Here is a 22,229-nt window from a genome sequence, read left to right on the forward strand (position 1 = left end):
GGATAAAGTTAATGACTATCGTAGCTTATGCCAGTCAAGATTTCTTACATCTCTGTCTTTACATGATAATCAAAAAGCATTTCCATCGGCGACTTTAAAATCTTTCCGGGCATCAGCCCTTTTTCTTCTAAAACTGATTTCAGAATATCCTGATAATAAAACGCGATTGAACCGGTAAAATGAATCGGATACATCTCGGCATCCTTATGTTTCAGAATATATTTCTCTGTAAAAAGAATAAACGCATCGCTGACCATTTTATGGATAAACGGATGTTTAATATTTTTTGAGATAAAATGTGAAAAAGTTGCAAAATAGCGATTTGGGAAAGGCTGCCTGTAAACTTTTTCCAAAACAGTTAGCCGGTTTGTGCCAGGATAACTTTCTTCAAATTGTTTATCCAAATCTTCCGGCAATTCTTTTTGAAGAAAATGAACCAATAATGTTTTCCCAAGATAGGATCCGCTGCCTTCGTCGCCAAGCCAAAAGCCCAGTGATCCGATGGAATGGACCATCTTCTTGCCATCATAGAAAGTATTATTGGCACCGGTTCCCAAAATACATGCAATCCCAGCTTCATTCTGGCACAATCCTCTTGCTGCTGCCAGCATATCAGAGGCCACTTCTATAATTTCGGCAGACGGAATAATTTCAGCCAATGCATCATAGATAGGCCGGCTTGTCGTTTTATCTGCACATCCCGCACCATAAAAAAATACCTGATCAATTGTATTATAAAGATAAGGAATGACTTCTTTTTCTATTATTTCCAACACTTCATCCTTCGTCTGATAAAATGGATTTAAGCCGCTGGAATGAAAACGAACAGGTGTTTTTCCGGGAACTGCCACCAGCCAGTCCGTTTTTGTGGAACCGCTGTCGGCGATTAAATAGGTACTTTGTTTCAAACTCTGATAATTAAAAAGGTTCTGTTAATTTACCGATAACTTTAAACCGCTCAAAAACACGTTCTGTGTGAGGTGCGTCGCCCAGTTCCTTTGTTAGATCCTGGCCAGCCCAATGTTCATAATGGTGACCGTTTCGCCAAAGTCGGGAACTGGTTACATCATATATAAGGCCCTGATAAGCACACCATATTTCTTCGCGATCCTGCCCGTTTCTTAATGCGAGCTGGGATTTTGTATACTCTTTCATTCACTTTGGTTTACCGCTGCGCTAGATACGTTCAATAATTATGCCCGGAATTTAAGGCGACATTTCAGATTATTTTGATAATAAGACTAAAAAATCTGAACTTGGCGTTTAATTAAGAAAATCATCCGTGAAAAATAAAATGGAAAGAAAATATACTTTGTTTTGGAGTATTATGCTGGTGCTCACATTGATAACAGCAGGTTGTAAGAAAGATTCAAAAAAACCCGTTTCCGAACGTATCGCCAAAACATGGACAGCCGAAACGGTAAAACACGGAACAGTGGTGGTTTACACACGTGGGGGTGCTTCTAATAACGAGGCAAGATATTCGGATTTTCGTTTAGCATTATCGTCAACAGGAACCGTCGCTTATACGGAATTTGATAAAAACACTTTTAACGGAACATGGGCTCTGGAAGGTGAAACCACGCTTGTTCTTTCAGGCTTAAATCCACAGCCAAGCGGAAGCAACGGGACTATTAAATTTACAATCAACTCACTGGAAGATAATAAAGTAGTATTAACGCGCCTAGATGGCAGTTTAAAAACCGGAAATACAATCAATCAATATACATTATCAAATCCATAAGTTGAGGCACGGTTTGAAAGCCGTAGTGAACTTTTAGGACTGAAATTTTATTCAAATAGACGAAGCCATTTCCGCGGGAGATGGCTTCGTCTATTTTAGCTAACTTTGTAACATGGCAGAATCAAGAACAGAAATCAGCAATTTAGGCGAATTCGGTCTTATTAAAAGACTTAACGAAGGACTTAAAAATAATTTACCTGAAAGTATCAAAGGTATCGGCGACGACTCGGCCGTTATAGATCTTGGAACAGAATTCGGATTATTATCAACCGATATCCTTTTGGAAGGCGTTCACTTTGACCTTTCATTTTTTCCTTTAAAACATTTAGGGTACAAGGCAATTGCCATAAATGTGTCAGACGTGGCGGCAATGAACGGAGTTCCGCGCCAGGTTACAGTAGGTATCGCTTTGAGTAACCGTTTCTCCGTAGAAGCGGTTGAAGAATTGTACGAAGGCATGAAAGCTGCCTGCAAAGATTTCAATGTAGATCTTGTCGGCGGCGATACTTCTTCTTCGTTATCGGGATTATTTATTTCCGTAAGCGTCTTCGGACGTGTAGCGAAAGACAGAATTACTTACCGGAATACCGCCAAAGCAAACGATCTTTTATGCGTTTCCGGCGATTTGGGTGGTGCATATATCGGATTGCAATTATTGGTGAGAGAGAAGCAGGTTTTCCTTGCCGATCCTAATATGCAGCCTCAGCTTGACGGAAAAGAATATGTGATTCAAAGACAACTCCGCCCGGAAGCGCGGATGGATGTCGTTTATGAACTTGCTGGTGCTGGTTGTATCCCGACTTCCATGATTGACGTTTCTGACGGTCTTGCTTCTGATCTTTTACATCTTTGTTCACAATCCGGCGTTGGTGCGCTCGTTTTTGAAGACAAGCTTCCAATAGACGAGCAGACTTACATGGGTGCTGTCGAGCTCAATATCGGGCCGATAACAGCAGCTTTAAATGGTGGAGAAGATTACGAATTGCTTTTCACAATCCCGCAAAGTGATTATGACAAAATCAAAAACAATCCAAAAATCAGCGTAATCGGATATATGACGGATAAAAAGGACGAAGTTTTACTTCATACCAAAGGAGACAACAGAGTTCCGATTACAGCACAAGGCTGGAATTAATTCAATAGTATATCAAGCATTTCAAATGATACCAGAGGCTTTTTGCAAGCCACCGGTCCGACGGCTTTTTTTGCCGTCGGACCGGTAAGAAAACATCTAAACCAGCGGCTGGCTTAACAAAATTTTTTCAACATTTACAGTCACAAAAATATCAATTGTTTTTCTCCGTCCAACGGTAAAGAAACCATCGGACGGAGAGCAATTATCTTCCCCATTCCAAAACAACTTTCTTAAATAAGTCTTGCAGCGAAAGCGTCCGTTGTCCTGCTTTTCCATCGCCGACGAGATTATCTCCGATTTGTACGATAGGCATCACCCACTTCGTTGAACTTGTTGTAAATGCTTCGTCAGCCGTTGCCAGTTCGGAATATAACAGTGGGCGAACCTCTATTTTAAAATGTTCCTTTGCTAATTCCAAAACTACTTTTCTGGTAATTCCTCTTAAAATATTGGTATCAGAAGTAATCAGCGTATCACCTTTAAAAATAAAAAAATTGCTTCTCGTTAATTCACTTATTTCTCCATCCTTATAAAAAAGCAGATCAGATGCGCCTTGCTCTTTCATTTCGTCTGCCATCAAAACCATATGTACATAATTGGTTGTTTTAATTTCCGGCAGATCACGCACATATTGGTACGGCAAAACTTTAATTCCTTTCAATAAACCTGCCGGATTGTCCTGCGGCAACGCTTCTGTCCGGATCAAAAAATTAGGCTTCACCACATGTACGCTATCAGGCGCATAACCGCCCGTTAACACAAAACGAAAAGCAACCTCCGGTTCTCCAGATAAGGCATGCAGATCTGCAAGAATTTCCGCAGCTTCTTCCTGATTTAATGGAAGGGGGAGTTTTAATAATTTAGCAGAATTTTCGAAACGCTGCCAGTAATCATCCCAGCGAAAAGGAACGCCGTTGTAAGTCCTGAAATAATCAAACATGCCATAACCGCGCAAAATGGCCAGGTCGTTTGATTTAAAAATAGTTGAATCTAAGGGAGAAATTTCTCCGTTGAAATAAAGATGAAATGGCATTTTGTATTTTATTTTAGCCACGAATACACAAATGTTCACGAATTTACTCAAAGAATATTAGTGCAAATTCGTGTATTCGTGGCGCAGAACAGATTAACGATATTCAAATATGGCAATTATATCATTTGATTTAATCAGCTGAACTAAATAAATCCTGACCCACTTCGTATTGCTTCATTTTCTGGTAGTTCAATACATTTAATTCAAATACCAAACCATTCATCCAACTAACCTTTGAGTTTATCAACAGGATTTAGCTACTTTGCGTAGTTCTCTTAAAACGAAAAAATTTCGGATCAAAATAATTCGTTTTCAATACAATTGAATACGTAGTAACAAACCGCGAATGACAACAACAGAAAATCTGCTGCAAACCCTGCAAACTGAAATAGAACAAACCTCTTACGGAGAATCTCCTGCAGAACTTTATGAACCGATACGTTATATCATGGCTTTGGGCGGTAAGCGTTTCCGTCCGCTTCTGACATTACTATCAGCGTCAATTTATACTGATGACCTTAAAAATATCCTGAAACCGGCGATTGCTGTCGAGGTGTTTCATAACTTCACCCTGATGCACGATGACATCATGGACAAAGCTCCATTGCGGCGGGGAAAGCTAACTGTGCATGAAAAATGGAATGCCAATACGGCTATTCTGTCCGGCGACGTTATGCTGATCAGGGCTTATGATCTTTTGATTGATATCAAAAAGGAAGATTTGCGAAATGTTCTGATTCGTTTTAACAAAACAGCGTCAGAAGTTTGTGAAGGTCAGCAGCTGGATATGAATTTTGAGACCCGCTGGAATGTTACCGAGGAAGAATACATAGACATGATACGCCTTAAAACTTCCGTCCTTTTGGGTTTTGCCCTGGAACTTGGCGGGATCCTTGGCGGAGCGGATATGGAAGCAGCACAACTGCTTTATGAGGCTGGCGAAAGTATGGGAATCGGTTTCCAACTAAAAGATGATTTGCTGGATGTTTACGGAGATCCGGCAAAATTTGGAAAACAGGTTGGCGGTGATATTATTGCCAATAAAAAAACTTTCTTACTGATTGAGGCATTATCAAAAGCCGAAGGCACTATAGCGGCAGAATTGAATGAATGGATTTCCGCCGAAACGTTTGATAAGGAAGAAAAAGTAAACGCAGTTCGAGGTATTTATGATACCTTGGGTATCCGGGCATTGACGGAAGAAAAAATCAACAGCTATTTTTCCAAGGGAATTGATTGTCTGGAAAGATTATCTGTTCCTTATGAACGCAAGAAAAATCTTCTTGAATTTGTTCATCAACTGGTTGAACGGGAACAATAAAGTTGACCAAGTAATTAATGCAGCTTTCACATTTAAATTACCAATAAGAATCCTATGTCGATCACCCTCATATTAATCATAATAACCTCCGGTATAAGTTATTATGCATTCAGCAATACTCTTTTAATGGACAAGCTGATCATGAACCCATACCGGGTTACGAAAAGAAACGAATATTACCGGTTTATTACATCCGGATTTATTCATGCCGATTTCGGTCACCTGATCTTTAATATGCTCAGTTTGTGGTTTGTCGGAGAAGGAATCGAGAGACTTTTTGCCATGCTTTTTGGACCAAGCGGAGCGGCTTATTATCTGTTCTTATATATCGTTGGTATTATTGTCTCAGATATTCCGACATTTCTGAAACATAAAAATGATTCAAACTATAATTCCCTGGGAGCTTCGGGAGGTGTATCCTCTGTATTATTCGCGGCGTTTTTATACGCTCCGCTCATGCAGGTTTGCCTTTATTTCTTTATTTGTATGCCAGGTTTTATTTTCGGGATATTGTTCCTGGGTTATTCGATCTATGAAGGACGCCGTGGCAGAAGTTATGTCAACCACAGCGCCCATATTTATGGTGCCGTTTTTGGATTAGTGTTTATGGCTGTCGTTTATCCGGCCGCAGTGCCAGGCTTTTTTCAGCAAATCGCAACCTGGCGATTATTTTAATTCTGCCAGAACGGTAACACTACCAACTGTTTTGTCTTGAAGATTTACTTTAATTTCTGCATCAAGCGGGACGTAAATATCAACGCGGGAGCCAAATTTGATAAAGCCCATTTCAGTGCTTTGCTCAACTTTGTCTCCCTCTTTTACGTACCAGCGGATACGGCGCGCAGCAGCTCCTGCAATCTGGCGGAATAAAATATCAACTCCCGAAGCAGTACGCGTCACTACTGTTGTACGCTCATTTTCTGTACTTGATTTCGGGTGCCATGCGACAAGGTAGAGGCCTGGGTGATACTTGAAATATTGAATTACGCCACTGACAGGATTCCAGTTGACATGGACATTAATGGGAGACATGAAAATGCTGATCTGACGTCTCGGACCTTTAAAATATTCGGATTCTACAACTTCTTCAATTACCACCACTTTTCCATCGCACGGGGCGATGATCTGCGTTTCACCTTTATTTACAACCCGTGATGGCACACGGAAGAATTGTACAATAAGGAAGAAGATAAATATACTGGCAATTAAGGTTATTCTAGGAATCCAGTATCCATCAGGCAACAACATGTGTATGCCTAAATTTATCACAATCAGTATTATGGCGGCGACCGCCATGATGGTGTAACCTTCTTTATGAAGTTTCATGAAAGGGGAATTTCGTTCGCTTTTAGTCTTTGAAAATACAAATATCGTATAAATCTTGATTTTACACGTATCAAAAAGCCTTGCCGATCTAATTTAGAAAGGCAAGGCTTCTGATTTTCAACTTGAAATTTTATCATTCGGAACCGAATGAATTTATTATTCTATAACAACGCAGTCGCCGTTTTTAACTTCTTGTTCAACTTTTTTGTATTTAACATCACGCAAAACGCGTCCGTCACGATACTGCACAGATACCTTCTGATTACGGTCTGCAATTTTATCTACTTTGATCGGCTGAGCCTTTGTCGTAGATTCCATTTGATTTGCGTACTCACCAGGTCCATCAAAATTGGCATCAAAATCCTCATCACGGTTTGTGTGAAGTTCCGGTGCAGGAGCAGGGCGTCTAACAGTCTGCTGGACAACCGGAGCCGGGGCAGCCTCCTCCTGCGGGATATCTGCCTTCATCAGGAACGAAATCATGTCAAAATTAACTTTGCTCAGGAAGCGTTTGAAAAGCTCCACCGATTCGAATTTGTAGATCAACAGAGGATCTTTTTGTTCGAAAACTGCATTCTGAACTGATTGTTTCAAATCATCCATTTCACGAAGATGCTCTTTCCACTCCTGGTCGATCAGCGAAAGTACAATCGCCTTTTCCATCTCGTGCGTAATCTCATGACCGTTGTTTGCCAACGCCTTTTTAAGATTTACAACAATACCAGTCTGACGGATTCCGTCGCTGAAAGGAATCATGATCTCAGTAATTGTAGCACCGCGTTCTGCAAAAATCGATTGCAGAATTGGTAATGCCTTCTGAGAAATTTCGTGATTTTTATCCTGATAATGTTTCTCGGCTGCTTCGTAAAGACGTTGTGTTTTTTCCTGAGGTTTCAGGGAAACGTTATCATTTTCACTGAATGGAAGTTCAATTCCAAGCGTTGTGATCGTTGCAAGATCAAGCTCGGAATATGTTCCGGCGTTAGAAACAATTTCTTCACAAACATCATAAAGCGTATTTGCAATATCAACAGCAAGACGATCTCCGAACAATGCGTTACGACGACGTGTATAGATGGCATCACGCTGATAGTTCATTACGTCATCATATTCAAGAAGACGTTTACGCATACCAAAGTTATTTTCTTCTACTTTTTTCTGAGCACGTTCGATTGATTTCGTAATCATGCTGCTCTGGATCACTTCACCTTCTTCCAAGCCCATTTTATCCATAACCTTCGCCATACGGTCTGAGCCGAAAAGACGCATCAGGTTATCTTCCAATGAAACAAAGAATTGAGAAGAACCCGTATCACCCTGACGACCCGCACGACCACGAAGCTGTCTGTCAACGCGACGACTTTCATGGCGTTCCGTACCGACAATCGCCAAACCACCTGCCGCTTTTGCTTCCGGGGTAAGTTTGATATCCGTACCTCGACCAGCCATGTTTGTCGCGATCGTTACAGTACCTGGCTTACCAGCTTCTGCCACAACTTCTGCTTCTTTCTGGTGCTGTTTCGCGTTCAATACCTGATGTGGTATTTTGCGCAGCGTTAGCATCCGGCTGATGATTTCGGAATTTTCTACCGAAGTTGTACCTACCAAAACAGGACGGCCAGCTTCAACCAGTTCTACTATTTCATCCGTAACAGCATTATATTTTTCACGAACCGAACGGTATACCTTATCCTCCTGATCCTTTCGAACCGCAGGAACATTAGTAGGTATTGATACCACGTCCAGTTTATAGATTTCCCAGAACTCACCCGCTTCAGTTTCGGCAGTACCCGTCATACCTGCAAGCTTATGGTACATACGGAAATAATTCTGAAGTGTTACTGTAGCATAAGTCTGTGTCGCATCTTCAACACGAACATTTTCCTTCGCTTCAATCGCCTGGTGAAGACCGTCTGAATAACGACGGCCGTCCATGATACGACCTGTCTGCTCATCCACGATCTTAACTTTTCCATCCATAAGAACGTATTCCACATCTTTTTCAAAAAGTGTATACGCTTTTAATAACTGGTTAACAGTGTGGATACGTGCCGTTTTGACGGAATAATCACGGATCAATGCTTCCTTCTGCATCACACGTTCCTGCTCGCTCAAAGACTGATCTTTTTCGATCATATCAAGATCAACTGCAATATCAGGAAGAATGAAGAAGTTTGTTTGCTCAGACTCACCGGTAAGGAAATCGATACCTTTTTCGGTAAGCTCAATACTATTATGTCTTTCGTCAATTGTAAAATAAAGCGGAGCATCAGCCTGTGGCATCAGCTTCTGGTTTTCTGCAAGATAAATCGATTCAGATTCCTGCATCAACTGCTTAATTCCGGATTCACTTAAATACTTAATCAAAGGTTTATACTTCGGCATACCGCGGTGTGCGCGGAAAAGTGCCAGGGAACCTTCTTTCTTGTCACCTGCCGCAATCTTTTTCTTTGCTTCATTCAGCAAATCCATCGCCAGTTTCTTCTGCGCCTCAACAATTTTCGAAACACGAGGCTTTAACTCCAGGTATTCCTGCTCGTCGCCGCGTGGCACAGGGCCGCTGATAATCAATGGCGTACGAGCATCGTCGATCAAAACGGAATCGACCTCATCCACCATTGCAAAGTGGTGTTTACGCTGAACCAGTTCTTCAGTCGTACGTGACATATTGTCACGCAGGTAGTCAAAACCAAATTCGTTATTTGTGCCGTACGTAAGATTTGCCTTATAAGCATCACGGCGTGCCTGCGTGTTAGGCTGGTGACGGTCAATACAGTCAACGCTCATGCCATGGAATTCAAAAAGAGGCGCATTCCACTCCGCATCACGTTTTGCCAGGTAGTCATTCACCGTAACGATGTGAACACCTAAACCTGCAAGGGCATTAAGGAACGCAGGCAAAGTTGCCACAAGCGTCTTTCCTTCCCCTGTTGCCATCTCGGAAATTTTTCCCTGGTGAAGTACCAAACCACCGATAAGCTGCACATCATAGTGCTGCATATTCCACTTGATCGGTTGGCCAATTACATCCCAGGTACTGTTCCAAACGGCTTTATCGCCATTGATAGTAACATTTTTCTTCTTTGTCGCTATTTCACGGTCAAAATAAGAAGCAGTAACTTCAAGACTTTCATTTTCTTTGAAACGACGCGCCGTATCCTTAACAATTGCGAAAGCTTTTGGAAGGATATCCAATAATATTACTTCAAGTTCTTTATTCCGATCTAGCTCCAGGGCATCAATTTTCTTAAAAATCACCTCCTTGCTATCGACATTTGGCTCATCATTTGCCTGCGTGCGAAGTACTTCGATTTGGTCATCGATAGATTTCAAACCTGCGGCTATATGTGCTTTCAGACCTTCTGACTGCGCTCTCAGTTCATCATTGGACAAAGAAACGAGTTTCGCGTACTCCGCGTTGACCAAAGCGACGTAAGGAGTCAATTCCTTCAAATCGCGCTCGGATTTCGTGCCGAATAGCTTCGAAAATATTTTAAACATGATGGTATATGTATTGTGAATCGTTCATTTTACTTAAAAAATATCACGCCTGAATGCATCAAAATGCCAGATTGTCAGCTATTCAGATTATTTTTCAATTACAAATGTAATTTATTGCGCATAGTATTTAACAACAATTTCAATAATCCTAAGGGGATTTTAATCTGGGCTTATGAGATAGCTGTTGCCATTCCGACTATTTAACCCTCCCGTAGATATGACTTTCGCCTTCATTTGTCTGGCTGGAAATAAATCAATTTAAGGTATAACTAATATAAAACGGCAAAATCATCTTTCCTTGTTGTAACAAAGGCTGTTTTGCAAAAAATAAATCGGTATTCAGTTTTATCCGTAATTCCTGCATTCTTCCTCATCAAAAACAACCACTATTCACTTTCTGAAACCACTCATAAAGATTTTTGACAACTACTATGTATCACCTAGTACCTTTGAATCAACAATAACAAAGAAAACGAACATAGCCATGAACAACAATAGATTATTCCGTGACGTAAATAATAAAGTAATAGGTGGTGTAGCTGCCGGTATCGCCAATTATTTACAAATTGACGTAGTTATTATCAGGGTACTTTTAGTGATGGGATTCTTCATCCCGGTTCACTTCCCAGTTTTCATATTCTACATAGTTATGTGGATTGCGATGCCAAAAGGGGTGAAAACAACTAATCACATTGAAAGCTCTGCCATGCACTAACGCCTTCATCAATGAACTGTATTTCAGGACCGCCGGGATAAAACTATTCCGGCGGTTTTTTGTTTTACATATAATTATTAATTTTACGATAGTATGCCTGCATACTATTTTTAATCCAGGGCATATCTTGCTCTTAATATTTAGTCATTGACTTAAAAACCATATAATTCTATGAATGCATACATTGTTGCCGGTTATCGTACTGCGGTAGGAAAGGCATCTCGTGGTGGTTTTCGCTTCACGCGTCCGGATAATTTAGGTGCTGACGTGATCAGATATATTCTTGAAAAAATTCCTCAGTTAGATCCGACACGTGTGGATGACGTCATTGTCGGAAATGCAGTTCCGGAAGCGGAGCAAGGTATGCAGATGGGAAGATACGTTGCCTTATTAGCACTTCCAAAAAATGTTTCAGGCATCACAATCAACCGGTATTGCGGCTCTGGCGTAGAAGCTATTGCAATGGCGTCAGCCAAAATCCATGCCGGAATGGCGGATTGTATCATAGCAGGCGGAACCGAATCTATGTCATTGGTACCAACCATGGGCTGGAAAACCGCTTTGAATTATGAAATAGCACAGAATCATCCCGACTATTATCTTAGTATGGGTTTGACAGCTGAACAAGTTTCAAAAGATTTTAATATCAGCCGCGAAAAACAGGACGAATTTTCGTTTTTCTCGCACCAGAAAGCATTGCGTGCACAGAAAGAAGGATGGTTTGACAGCGGAATTGTTCCGATAAAAGTGCAGGAAACATATTTCGACCCGGTTTCAGGTAAGAAAAAAATAAAGGAAACAATTGTAGACAAAGACGAAGGTCCACGGGCAGATACTACGCTTGAAGCTTTAAATAAATTAAAACCAGTATTTGCAGCAGGCGGATCTGTCACGGCAGGAAATTCTTCACAGACTTCTGATGGAGCTGCATTTGTTCTTGTGATGTCTGAAAAACTGGTGAATGAACTTGGTTTAAAACCAATTGCAAAGATGGTTTCTTACGCAACTGCTGGTGTTGATCCACGAATTATGGGAATCGGGCCTGTTGCTGCCGTACCGAAAGCATTAAAACAAGCTGGATTAAAATTAACTGATATTCAGCAAATCGAGTTAAATGAAGCTTTTGCTGCACAATCACTTGCGGTGATCCAGGAACTTGGCATTGATCCTGAAATTGTCAATCCAAACGGAGGCGCGATCGCTCTGGGTCATGCGCTGGGTTCAACCGGAGCCAGACTTTCTGTTCAGCTTTTTAATGAAATGGAGCGCAGAAATCAGAAATACGGTATGGTTACAGCCTGTGTCGGTGGCGGACAAGGTGTTGCAGGAATTTTTGAACGCCTGAATTAAAAACCTTACACAAAGTATAAGCTTAATTTTCAATGGTCTCCCCGGAAGATGTGCTTGTCTTCCGGGGAGATTCTTTATTTTTGCCCATCAACTATATGCCGCTATTTCATGGATGTGTCCATTATTATAATAAATTACCGAACACCTCAGCTAATTATCAATTGTTTACAATCTATTTATGAACATACATCCGGTGTTAAATTCGAGGTAATTGTTGTTGATAATGATCCTGAAAATGGTGGAGGAAATCTGGTACGTCAGGCATATCCGGAAATCAAATGGATTGATATGACCTATAATTCAGGATTCGGCAGAGCCAATAATGAAGGCATGAAAGCAGCCAAAGGGCGTTATTTTCTGATATTAAATGCAGATACTCTCGTAACTGATAATGTGATTGGGCGATGTCTGAGACGAATGGATGAACAAACTGATATCGCAGCGTCCGGAGCATTGCAGCATTATGCAGATGGTACACCGATGCCATTTTATAAGAGCTTCAATGAATTTCGTAAAACTTTTTTCATACTTCCTCCAAGCGGACTTGTCGACCGTATCCTAAATAAACTTTATCCAGAACCAAAATATAACAACCCGGATCAGTATGACTGGCTGGTCGGCGCTTTCGTTTTTGTGAGAAAAGAAGCCGTTGAACGTGCGGGCGGGTTCGACGAGGATTTTTTCATGTACGGAGAAGATGTCGAATGGTCAGCGCGCCTTGGCAAGCAGGGGAAACTGTGTTATTTCCAGGATTGTACTTTCATACATCTTGAAAACGATAATCCATTCCGCCGCTCAAATATCTCATGGATTAACCGTTTTAGCGCTCAAATGCAGGTTTCGAATATGTTATGGGTCCGTAAGCAATACGGTGTCGCATCATATCTTTTTATGATCCTGCATTATTTAATTATGATTCCTGTAATTTTCATCTGGAAAATGCTTTTCAATATCAAAAAAGATGGCAATCCATTTTCTCAATTGAAAACGCAGTTTATTTTTACAAAGAAGACAGGCGTTTTATTAAACTATTTCTGGCCGACACTTTTTGGCTCGAAAAAGCTTTTTAAAATAAAACCGTCTGAGAATATTGATTTAATTAGCCAATCATGAACGTTAGTAGTACCCGTCGTAAAATCTTGTTTTTCACGCCTTATGCCACACGCACAGGCTCTGAAATGCTTATTTATTACATGCTCAAATACCTGGACAGAAGTAAATTTGAGGCGGGTCTTGTTGCTTTTGCTCATGGTGAGTTACTAAATGATCTACCTCCCGATATTCCTGTTTTTTTTGCACCGGGTAAATTTTCGATTAAAGATAAAATCGCCTTTCACCTCGGATTTCATCCAACACATCGTGCGATAAAAAAAATTTCACAGACATTTAAAGCTGATTTGTGGTATGTCAATACAGTCATGCTGACTGATGTAGTTAAAATGGCGAAAGAATTGCAGATTCCTGTCATTTCCCATATTCACGAATTATCAGCGATGTTTTCCCAGGTTAGCAGTACTGATTTCGAAACGGTAATTAAAGATTCGAGCATGCTAATCGGCTGTTCAGACACTGTTTGTAAATGCCTGGCTGAATCTGGTAGTAAAAAAGTGAAGAGACTTTATCCGTTTGTTGACCTGAATGAAATCAAGCCTGATCCGGAAAAGGTAAAGCAAATCCGGAAAGAATGGGGCGTGGGGCCGGATGATTTTGTCTGGATCATGTCGGGTACAACGTCTGACCGAAAAGGCTTTGATCTGCTACCGGATATCGCGCTTCAAATTCCTCCAAATGCAAAAATTCATCTTGTTTGGGTCGGAAACCTTGGAAATGACGGTCTGGTATACTGGACCAGAAAAAGATGTGAGCAGATCACTAATGTAAAAATTCACCTCATCGGTGCGAAAAAAGAAGATTACGCTTCCTACCTTGATGCCGCTGACGGATTTATGTTAACTTCAAGACAAGAACCTTTCGGAATGGTTTTGGTTGAAGCTGCCTGGCTTGGCAAACCAATTGTTTCGTTCGCTAGCGGTGGCCCGGCAGAATTTATTACACCGGAACTGGGTACTATCGTTCCAAATCTGGATATAAATCTATTTGTCAGGAGCATGCTCGATTGGAATAAAAAACTTTCCACCTTCGATAAAGAGAAATCACGAAAAAAAGCCCTGGAATTTAATGTTGAAAACGGCATAGCTGAATGGCAGAGAATTATTGACGAGTTCTGATCTCACAATTTCCCCTTCCTTCCCAACTGAAAAAACATCCGCTATAATCGGCTCATTTCAGCGAATTGAATGACTGATTAATTTCTTATTAGTATGCTTGCATAATAATAGGAAAGGAAATATATTTGTTTCCAGTTAAGTAGTATGCAAGCATACCAATTAATTCCCTAAACTGTTAACCAACACAAATAATCATCTATCGTATGGCTGTGGCAGAAGATAAAAAAACGTCGATCAAAGGAGGAGAATTTCTGATTAAGGAAACTCTGGCATCACAGATTTTTATTCCTGAGGAATTTAACGAAGAACAGCAAATGATTGCTGACACCTGCCGCGACTTTCTGCGTACAGAAATCTGGCCGCGTCTGGATGAGATCGATCAGGCGAAAAGTCCTGAGTTAATGTCATCTTTGATGGATAAGGCTGGCGAACTTGGACTAATGGGAACCGTAGTTCCGGAAGAATACGGCGGGTTTGGGATGAATTTCAATACCTCTATGCTTGTTGCCGAAGCGACAGGCGCGGGCAACTCGTTTTCCGTTGCACTGTCAGCTCATACCGGGATCGGAACGTTACCCATTGTTTATTACGGAAATGAATCTCAGAAAAAACAATATTTACCACAACTGGCATCGGGCGAGTGGAAAGCAGCCTATTGTCTCACGGAGCCTGATTCAGGATCGGATGCAAATTCAGGAAAAACCAAGGCGAAACTAAGTGATGATGGTAAACATTATATCATCAACGGTCAGAAAATGTGGATAACAAATGGTGGATTTGCGGATCTGCTGATTGTTTTTGCCAAAGTTGTTGAGCCTAACGGCGAAACAGATAAAAATCTGACTGCTTTCATCATCGAAAAAACGTTCGGTGGTATAACAATGAATGAGCCGGAACATAAAATGGGGATTAAAGGATCTGATACCCGTCAGATTTTCTTTAATGATTGCGCAGTTCCTGTCGAAAATATGCTTTCGGAGCGCGGAAACGGATTTAAAATTGCAGTAAATATTCTGAATATTGGTAGAATTAAACTGGCTGCAGCAGCCCTCGGAGGCTCAAAACAAGTGGCAAAACAGGTCATCAATTATGCAAACGAACGCAAACAATTTGGCATATCCATCGCCAATTTCGGAGCGATAAAACATAAGCTGGCAGAAATGGCCGTTCGTATGTTCACGACCGAATCCGCAGCTTACCGTGTCGGACAAAATATTGACGATCTGATTGTTACCCTGAAAGAAAAAGGGCTCAGCGACGCCGATGCAAAATTGAAAGCACTGGAAGAATTAGCGATCGAATGCGCAATCATGAAAGTTCATGGCTCAGAGGTTCTTGATTATGTGGTTGATGAAGGCGTTCAGGTGTACGGCGGTATGGGTTATTCCGCTGATGCACCGATGGACCGGGCTTATCGTGACAGTCGAATCAACCGGATTTTTGAAGGTACTAACGAAATCAATCGCTTGCTTGTCGTTGACATGCTCCTGAAGCGTGCGATGAAAGGTCAGCTTGATTTAATGGGATCAGCTATGGCGGTTGGAAAAGAAATTATGTCCATTCCTGATTTCGGATTTGATGAAGACGAAACTCCCTTTGCTGCTGAAAAGAAAGTTATCAAAAATCTAAAAAAGGCAGTTCTTATGGTTGCGGGTGCGGCAGTTCAGAAATTCATGACCAAACTTTCGGAAGAACAGGAGATTATTATGAATCTGGCAGACATGGTTATCGAAACTTATGCAGCAGAATCTGTATTACTTCGTGTTGAGAAAAGAATCGATTTACTCGGAAAAGACGTAAATACATTACAAGAAGATATTGCAATGATTTACCTGCACGAAGCTGTCGAACGCGTAAATAATGCAGGAAAATCAGCGATTACCAGTTTTGCTGAAAGCGATGAATTACGTGTGATGCTGATGGGATTAAAACGATTTACGAAAATTGAACCGCTTAATCTTAAAGAAGCCCGACGCCGCATTGCAGACGCCCTTATTGCCAAGAATGATTATATTTTTTAAGAAAATAATAGAGAAACAAGCCTATTAAGCTGAATATTATTAACCTAGCTAATGACTTATTTTGAACTTGACAGACCAACAGTCTGAACATCTAAGAACCAATACGAATAATTTGAAAGGCCGGCACTGCATCAGTTCCGGCCTTTTTGTTGGAATTTACAGCCGAAGCTTAGGTCTGTTATTTAACAAGTGTTAATGAAGTAGTTTAACTCAGTTTTTTTCATGAACTTTCAGCACCTTTGCCGGGTTTATTTTCATAATGCATGTAACCCTAAATACTGAATCCTTTGCATTCCTTAATTGAGACTGAAAAACCACCTTTCATGACAGTTCATTCCGTTGATTTACGTACTACGGGTCAGTTCCCTACATTACTTCTTGATTATCTGGACCAAAAACCTTCGTTGAAAGAGTTTTATGGAACATTCCCGACAGTAGAAAATGCAAAGGAAATAATCAGTCAGCGAGCGAATTTCGGCCAGGAAAAACGGCAGACTTTGGTTAGAGTTTTGGAGGAGCAATATAAAGGACAGCCATATTTTCCGAACTTTTCCATTCTTCTGGATGAAAAGACATTCACAGTTACCACAGGTCACCAGCTGAATATTTTTACAGGCCCGCTTTATGTGATTTATAAAATTGTAACAATCATAAAACTTGCGCGGAAATTAAAGGAAACATACCCGGAATATAATTTTGTCCCAGTTTACTGGATGGCTTCCGAGGATCATGATTTTGCGGAAATAGCATCATTTAATCTTTTTGGACAAACACACAGATGGGAAGGAGAGCATAAAGGAGCAGTTGGCAAGCTCAATCCGAAGGAGCTGCATAGTATTTTAAAACTTCTTCCGGACAGACCACTACTTTTTGCAAAAGCGTATCTTGAAAATGAAACGTTAGCCGACGCCGTTCGATGTTATATGCACGAATTGTTTGGGAAGGAAGGATTGATTTGTATAGATGCAGATAACGCAGATCTGAAACGCCACTTTCTCCCTGTCATCAAAGAAGAACTTACAACGTCCGTATCTGCGGAAATCGTTACTGCTACTACTTCAAAACTATCTTCGCTGGGTTATCATACTCCACTCCATGCCCGCGAAATCAATTTATTTTATCTGGCAGATAACCTGCGTGAACGTATTATCAAGGAAGATAATCTCTACAAAGTTATCAATACTGATCTGATTTTTACAGAGGAAGAAATTATTACACTGGCTGAAGAACATCCTGAATATTTCAGTCCGAATGTTGTGCTTCGACCATTGTATGAAGAAATTATTTTACCGAATCTTGCTTACATCGGAGGGCCGTCGGAAGTGCCTTACTGGATGCAATTAAAGGGAGTTTTTGATCATTATAAGGTAACTTTCCCAATGTTGATCCCGAGAAATTTCGCTATGTATATCACCGATCAGCAGCGCCAGCGGGCTGAGAAATTGAAGGTGAGCTTTGAAGATCTGTTTCTGGATGAAGTTAGCCTGCGCAAGAAATTTGTTGACACGCATTCCACAAATGTGCTTGATCTAAATGCGGAAAAGAAATCTTTTTATGCTGTTTTTGAAACCATTCTCAACAAGGCAACGGCTATTGACAGATCGATGGAAGGGGCGGTGAAGGCAGAGGAAACCAGGATCCGACACTCATTTGAAAACCTGGAAAAACGTTTGAGAAAAGCAGAGGAAAGAAATCACGAAAGTGAAATTGAACAACTTCTTGCTTTAAAATATAAATTGTTCCCAGGTAAATCTTCCCAGGAGCGCTATGACAATTTCCTGAATTTCTATCTGAACGATCCTGCATTTATTTCCAGATTAATGGATGCATTTGATCCGCTTGATTTCCGTTACAACGTATTGGTTGAGGAGCAAAATATTTAATTGAAGGATTAATTTTTTAGTTTCACATCCCCGAAATTAGAGAAAACGGTAATTTTTGCGCCAGATCCCGAACCAATTTTGCCCTGATACTGTCTCGATTGATTAGGAGATCTTTCTTCCCCAGACGGCTGTTTTGAGAAATTCACGTTTGTTGGAAAGCTAAAATCCCCATTCGTTACAGTGACATTAAAACTGTTAGATTCTGCCGGAAGTGTTACCGACGAAAACTCGGCATGAATATTCAGGTTTTCTTCCGAAGAGGGAAGCTCTTCCATTCTGAAATTGTTTGTATAATTCAATCGAATTTTTCCAGTACCCCGCAATTTCCCAATAATCGCCTTTGAATAATTAATGTTGGTTGTCAGATCATTGACATCACCAATTGAAAGTTCACCGCTTTTAATATTCAGCATCAACGTTCTTACTTTGTCTACTTTCAGATCGGAATTTTCACATTCCAGATTGCCGCCCTCCATTTTTCCAATCGTAACCTGACCAAATTGTGAATTGATAACATTTTGCGCATTACCCAGCACATTCGCATTGAAATTCCCATGTCTGGAATTAATAGTAAGCGGAGCCTCGAAAGACGGAATATTGGTATTGCCAAACTGATTTTTAACCACGAGTTCATTTTCCTTCGGCATAAAGATTGTGTAGTCAATCTGAATGAAATTTTTCTCGCCGGCTCTCCACTTCATATTACTCCATCCGCTCCGGGCAAAACTGCTTTTATCAATTGTTGTCCGAAGACTGATCAGGTTTTTTAAGCGGCTTTCACCAATTCGTATCGAACTCAGATACTCAGAAACCTGAGATTCACTGGGCGCTATTGCCGTGATAATTACTTCAACTTTTATTTCATTTTTCCCCCACAAATTGACCTTAACTTCTCCATATTGATTGTCTACCATTAATTGATCCCGTTCGGTAACTTCATAAACCTTTACTACGTGCCTCCGTTTTTCGATGAGCATGAAGGGCTCCGGGTCTGTTGAAAAACCGAGTGATGGCCATAACAGTGTGAAACTAAACAGTAGGTGAATTATCTTTTTCATGGCTTTGGGTTGCCTTATTGATACGTTGTAAAATATTTAACTGTCGATTGAGCAAATCCACCTGATATTGTAGATTTTCAATCATAGCACGAATCAATGCCTCCTGATTAGGAGCATTGCCCAAATCTGATTTAAGATTTTGATAACTCACCTCAAGACTTTTGAGATCAGCGGAAAAATCCTTGTAGAGTTCCGGATTATTACTGGCAAGCTTTAAAATTTCACTCCGCTTTTCATCAATCAGCGTGTTGTATTGATTGAATTCCCGTGCATAAGCTGGTACTTTAAGCGCTACTCCGGGGTCGCGGGTGACACCATATTCATTATTGAGGTAGAAGAGGTAACCAACGCCCAGGGCAAGTAAAACGCCGGCTGCAATCCGCCAGTCGAAATAATGGTTCGTTAAGCGCTTTACTTTTCTTTGCGGTTCTGCGGGTGCCGAGGGAATACTGTTTTCAATTCGGTCCCACAAAGAATCCTGAGGTAAGAAAGCGTCAAATCCATCCCTATTATCCCGCACAAACCTCTCTAGACGATCTTTTTTATCAGAAGACTTTTTCATTGATCATTAACATATAAAGTGTAAAGTTTTGATTCAAATGATACAATTGTTTAGTTTGATATACTGTCTCTGTTTACTCCTCATTTATAATTAGCGTTGCGCGCCGTCCCGTTAAACTTTACCCAGCAACTCTGTCAATTTACGTTTTCCCCGCATATACTGCGTTCTGGATGTCGTTTCACTGATCCCCAAAACTTCTCCAATTTCCTCGTGATCATATCCTTCAAATAAATACAAACTAACAACGACCCGATAACCGTCCGGCAACCTCAAAACCGCATTCCGGATCCGCTCAACTTCCAGAGTTGTATCATTTTCATACCAGCCGAAACTTGTTTCAATTTCTTCGCTTCCCTCTAACGTTTCGTTAAATTCATCTATTTCAACCCATTTAACCTTTCTGCTTCTCAGATGATTGATTGATTTATTTACGACTATCTGCTTAAACCACGCTCCAAAAGTCGATTGCTGCCGAAATTGATGAAGATTGGTAAAAGCATCGACAAAAGCCTCCTGCAAGACATCTTCCGCTTCCCCCATATGATTTATGATCCGCATGCAAATGTTGAACATAGCTTTAGAGTAACATTTGTATAACTCATATTGCGCTTTGCGCTCTCCGAGTTTACAACGCTCTACCAGTTCGACATGCTGGTCGGTGTACAATTTCGTTTTCAAGCAGAAGGTTTAGATTTGAACGTTCTGAATTAAAGAGGCAAAAGAGAACGCAGATGTTGCATCAAATTACAAAATAATTTGGTGGCAGTCGGCTTTCGGCTGTCAGCAGTCGGGTAAAAGCAACCAAAAATTAAGAGTAATCAACAAGTTGAAAGCTTACGGCCGAAAGCCGAAAGCCTTTTGAACAAAGCCAATCCCGCATTTGTTATCAAAAGAAGCACACTTGTTTTGACTATTGCGCAAAAATGGCCTATTTTGTTACTTATAATCTACTGAAACCGTAAATGAAAACGTTTAATATACCCGATTTTTACCGGAGCCAAATTATCACACCGATCAAGGAATTCCGTCGAAAAAACGATAAACTGAAACGTGATTTTACACCAACAGTGTTAGATTTCGGGCCGGTCCAGTTTCTGATCGCACGCCATTTCGGCTTTTGCTACGGGGTTGAAAATGCAATTGATATCGCCTACAAGGCGATTTCAGAGAATCCTGACAAAAGAATTTTTCTGCTGAGTGAGATGATTCACAATCCGGATGTGAACCGTGACCTGACCGATCGTGGTGTCAAATTCATCATGGATACCAAAGGGAAACAGCTGATTCCCTGGGAAGAGCTTACGCCGGCTGACATTGTAATCGTTCCTGCTTTTGGGACAACTGTTGAGAATCAGCAAAAATTGAATGAGCTCGGGATTAATTCTTATGTGTACGATACCACTTGCCCATTCGTAGAAAAAGTCTGGAACCGGGCAGCACAGATTGGTGAAAAAGATTATTCGATTGTCGTGCATGGAAAGCCTTTCCACGAGGAAACCCGCGCCACTTTTTCACATAGCAAAGAAAATGCACCGACGATTGTCGTTGAAGATATGGCGCAAACCATTCGTCTTGCTTCCTACATTACCGGCGAGTTGCCCACACAACAATTTTTTGAAGATTTTAAAGGCCAGTTTTCGGAAGGGTTTAATCCGGAAAAAGATCTGCAGCGAATTGGGGTTGTGAACCAAACGACAATGCTTGCATCTGACACACAAGGCATTGCAGATTATTTAAAAAATGTAATGACAAAACATTACAAGCTGCGGCCGGAAGAAGTAGAAACCCGTTTTGCGAATACCCGCGACACGCTTTGTTATGCAACCAACGATAATCAGGATGCGACCTATGCTTTGCTGACACATCCGGCTGATCTGGTAATTGTTGCAGGAGGATATAACAGTTCAAATACCTCTCACTTAGTAGAACTTTGTGAGGCCAAACTTCCAACTTATTTTATAGAATCGGTTAACAAAATTCTGGATAGACAACTGATCAGACACTTCAATCTTCATACAAAAGAGGAAGTAGTTTCTGAAAATTATCTTCCTGAAAAGTCTCCGGTAAAAATTATGCTAACCTGCGGCGCTTCTTGCCCTGACGCTGTTGTAGAAGGCATTTTGATGCGCCTTTTATCATTTTTCGAAGGTGCAAAACCAATAGAAGAAGTAATGCAGGCTTTCTGAAACTTTTGAAAAATAACGATACCGTTAACACATTCCCGGACGGATCGAAAGCATATTTCATACGAATAAAGCTAAATTAGACGGATGGTTTTTTGTCCTAAAAAATCATCCGTTTTTTATATCCTGATTTGGGATAAAAAAACGTTATTGCCGGTAACAAAGTCCT

Annotated in this window: 19 protein-coding genes; 11 read left to right on the plus strand and 8 right to left on the minus strand. The window is 40.8% G+C overall.

Annotated elements, in window-relative coordinates; all coding sequences use genetic code 11:
- Positions 1-44: 44 nt before the first annotated feature.
- A complete protein-coding gene (locus BMY70_RS26030) occupies positions 45-908 on the minus strand; it encodes an N-acetylglucosamine kinase (protein ID WP_090340337.1) in 864 nt (287 codons plus the stop codon).
- 10 nt (positions 909-918) lie between these two features.
- Positions 919-1,155, minus strand: coding sequence for a cytochrome b5 domain-containing protein (locus tag BMY70_RS26035; protein WP_090340340.1), 237 nt, complete (start codon positions 1,153-1,155; stop codon positions 919-921).
- A gap of 139 nt (positions 1,156-1,294) precedes the next feature.
- Here BMY70_RS26035 and BMY70_RS26040 point away from each other — a divergent pair, with 139 nt between their 5' ends.
- A complete protein-coding gene (locus BMY70_RS26040; RefSeq protein ID WP_229209784.1) occupies positions 1,295-1,744 on the plus strand; it encodes a hypothetical protein in 450 nt (149 codons plus the stop codon).
- Positions 1,745-1,856: 112 nt separating this feature from the next.
- A complete protein-coding gene (gene thiL / locus BMY70_RS26045) occupies positions 1,857-2,879 on the plus strand; it encodes a thiamine-phosphate kinase (protein WP_090340342.1) in 1,023 nt (340 codons plus the stop codon).
- 202 nt (positions 2,880-3,081) lie between these two features.
- Here the strand turns inward: thiL and BMY70_RS26050 are convergent, their stop codons facing one another.
- Positions 3,082-3,912, minus strand: a complete 831-nt coding sequence (locus BMY70_RS26050; protein WP_090340344.1) for an aminotransferase class IV — start codon at positions 3,910-3,912, stop codon at positions 3,082-3,084.
- 346 nt (positions 3,913-4,258) lie between these two features.
- Here BMY70_RS26050 and BMY70_RS26055 point away from each other — a divergent pair, with 346 nt between their 5' ends.
- Both BMY70_RS26055 and BMY70_RS26060 read left to right on the plus strand, forming a co-directional pair.
- Positions 4,259-5,233, plus strand: a complete 975-nt coding sequence (locus tag BMY70_RS26055) for a polyprenyl synthetase family protein (protein WP_090340347.1) — start codon at positions 4,259-4,261, stop codon at positions 5,231-5,233.
- Between the two features lie 54 nt (positions 5,234-5,287).
- A complete protein-coding gene (locus BMY70_RS26060) occupies positions 5,288-5,908 on the plus strand; it encodes a rhomboid family intramembrane serine protease (RefSeq protein ID WP_090340350.1) in 621 nt (206 codons plus the stop codon).
- Here BMY70_RS26060 and BMY70_RS26065 read toward each other — a convergent pair.
- Positions 5,900-6,559, minus strand: coding sequence for a phosphatidylserine decarboxylase family protein (locus BMY70_RS26065; RefSeq protein ID WP_090340353.1), 660 nt, complete (start codon positions 6,557-6,559; stop codon positions 5,900-5,902). The genes BMY70_RS26060 and BMY70_RS26065 overlap by 9 nt on opposite strands.
- Positions 6,560-6,715: 156 nt before the next feature.
- On the minus strand, positions 6,716-10,060 hold the full coding sequence (gene secA / locus BMY70_RS26070; RefSeq protein ID WP_090340356.1) for a preprotein translocase subunit SecA: 3,345 nt from the start codon (positions 10,058-10,060) through the stop codon (positions 6,716-6,718).
- A 484-nt stretch (positions 10,061-10,544) separates the two neighbouring features.
- On the opposite strand from secA, the gene BMY70_RS26075 reads away from it, so the two are divergent.
- From BMY70_RS26075 to bshC, 6 genes are all read left to right on the plus strand, one after another.
- The gene (locus tag BMY70_RS26075) at positions 10,545-10,775 is read left to right on the plus strand and encodes a PspC domain-containing protein (RefSeq protein ID WP_090340359.1); all 231 of its coding nucleotides are present in this window, start codon (positions 10,545-10,547) and stop codon (positions 10,773-10,775) included.
- A 171-nt stretch (positions 10,776-10,946) separates the two neighbouring features.
- Positions 10,947-12,125 carry an acetyl-CoA C-acyltransferase gene (locus BMY70_RS26080; protein WP_090340361.1) on the plus strand — a complete coding sequence of 393 codons (1,179 nt, stop codon included), beginning with the start codon at positions 10,947-10,949 and terminating at the stop codon, positions 12,123-12,125.
- A 108-nt stretch (positions 12,126-12,233) separates the two neighbouring features.
- On the plus strand, positions 12,234-13,238 hold the full coding sequence (locus BMY70_RS26085) for a glycosyltransferase family 2 protein (RefSeq protein WP_090340364.1): 1,005 nt from the start codon (positions 12,234-12,236) through the stop codon (positions 13,236-13,238).
- The gene (locus BMY70_RS26090) at positions 13,235-14,353 is read left to right on the plus strand and encodes a glycosyltransferase (protein ID WP_090340366.1); all 1,119 of its coding nucleotides are present in this window, start codon (positions 13,235-13,237) and stop codon (positions 14,351-14,353) included. The genes BMY70_RS26085 and BMY70_RS26090 overlap by 4 nt, the downstream gene beginning before the upstream one ends.
- A 203-nt stretch (positions 14,354-14,556) precedes the next feature.
- Positions 14,557-16,374, plus strand: a complete 1,818-nt coding sequence (locus BMY70_RS26095; protein ID WP_090340369.1) for an acyl-CoA dehydrogenase FadE — start codon at positions 14,557-14,559, stop codon at positions 16,372-16,374.
- Between the two features lie 323 nt (positions 16,375-16,697).
- A complete protein-coding gene (gene bshC / locus BMY70_RS26100; protein WP_090340372.1) occupies positions 16,698-18,257 on the plus strand; it encodes a bacillithiol biosynthesis cysteine-adding enzyme BshC in 1,560 nt (519 codons plus the stop codon).
- A gap of 8 nt (positions 18,258-18,265) precedes the next feature.
- On the opposite strand, the gene BMY70_RS26105 is transcribed toward bshC, so the two are convergent.
- The 3 genes from BMY70_RS26105 to BMY70_RS26115 form a co-directional block, all read right to left on the minus strand.
- Complete coding sequence (locus tag BMY70_RS26105) at positions 18,266-19,315, minus strand: DUF4097 family beta strand repeat-containing protein (protein ID WP_090340376.1); 1,050 nt, start codon at positions 19,313-19,315, stop codon at positions 18,266-18,268.
- A complete protein-coding gene (locus tag BMY70_RS26110) occupies positions 19,287-19,877 on the minus strand; it encodes a hypothetical protein (RefSeq protein WP_090340379.1) in 591 nt (196 codons plus the stop codon). The genes BMY70_RS26105 and BMY70_RS26110 overlap by 29 nt, the downstream gene beginning before the upstream one ends.
- Before the next feature lie 111 nt (positions 19,878-19,988).
- Complete coding sequence (locus BMY70_RS26115; RefSeq protein WP_090340383.1) at positions 19,989-20,555, minus strand: RNA polymerase sigma factor; 567 nt, start codon at positions 20,553-20,555, stop codon at positions 19,989-19,991.
- A gap of 284 nt (positions 20,556-20,839) precedes the next feature.
- Between BMY70_RS26115 and BMY70_RS26120 the strand changes: the two genes are divergently transcribed.
- Positions 20,840-22,063 carry a 4-hydroxy-3-methylbut-2-enyl diphosphate reductase gene (locus tag BMY70_RS26120; protein ID WP_090340386.1) on the plus strand — a complete coding sequence of 408 codons (1,224 nt, stop codon included), beginning with the start codon at positions 20,840-20,842 and terminating at the stop codon, positions 22,061-22,063.
- Positions 22,064-22,229: the final 166 nt, after the last annotated feature.

The sequence above is a fragment of the Dyadobacter koreensis genome (assembly GCF_900108855.1).
In the GTDB taxonomy this organism is placed as follows: Bacteria; Bacteroidota; Bacteroidia; order Cytophagales; family Spirosomataceae; genus Dyadobacter; species Dyadobacter koreensis.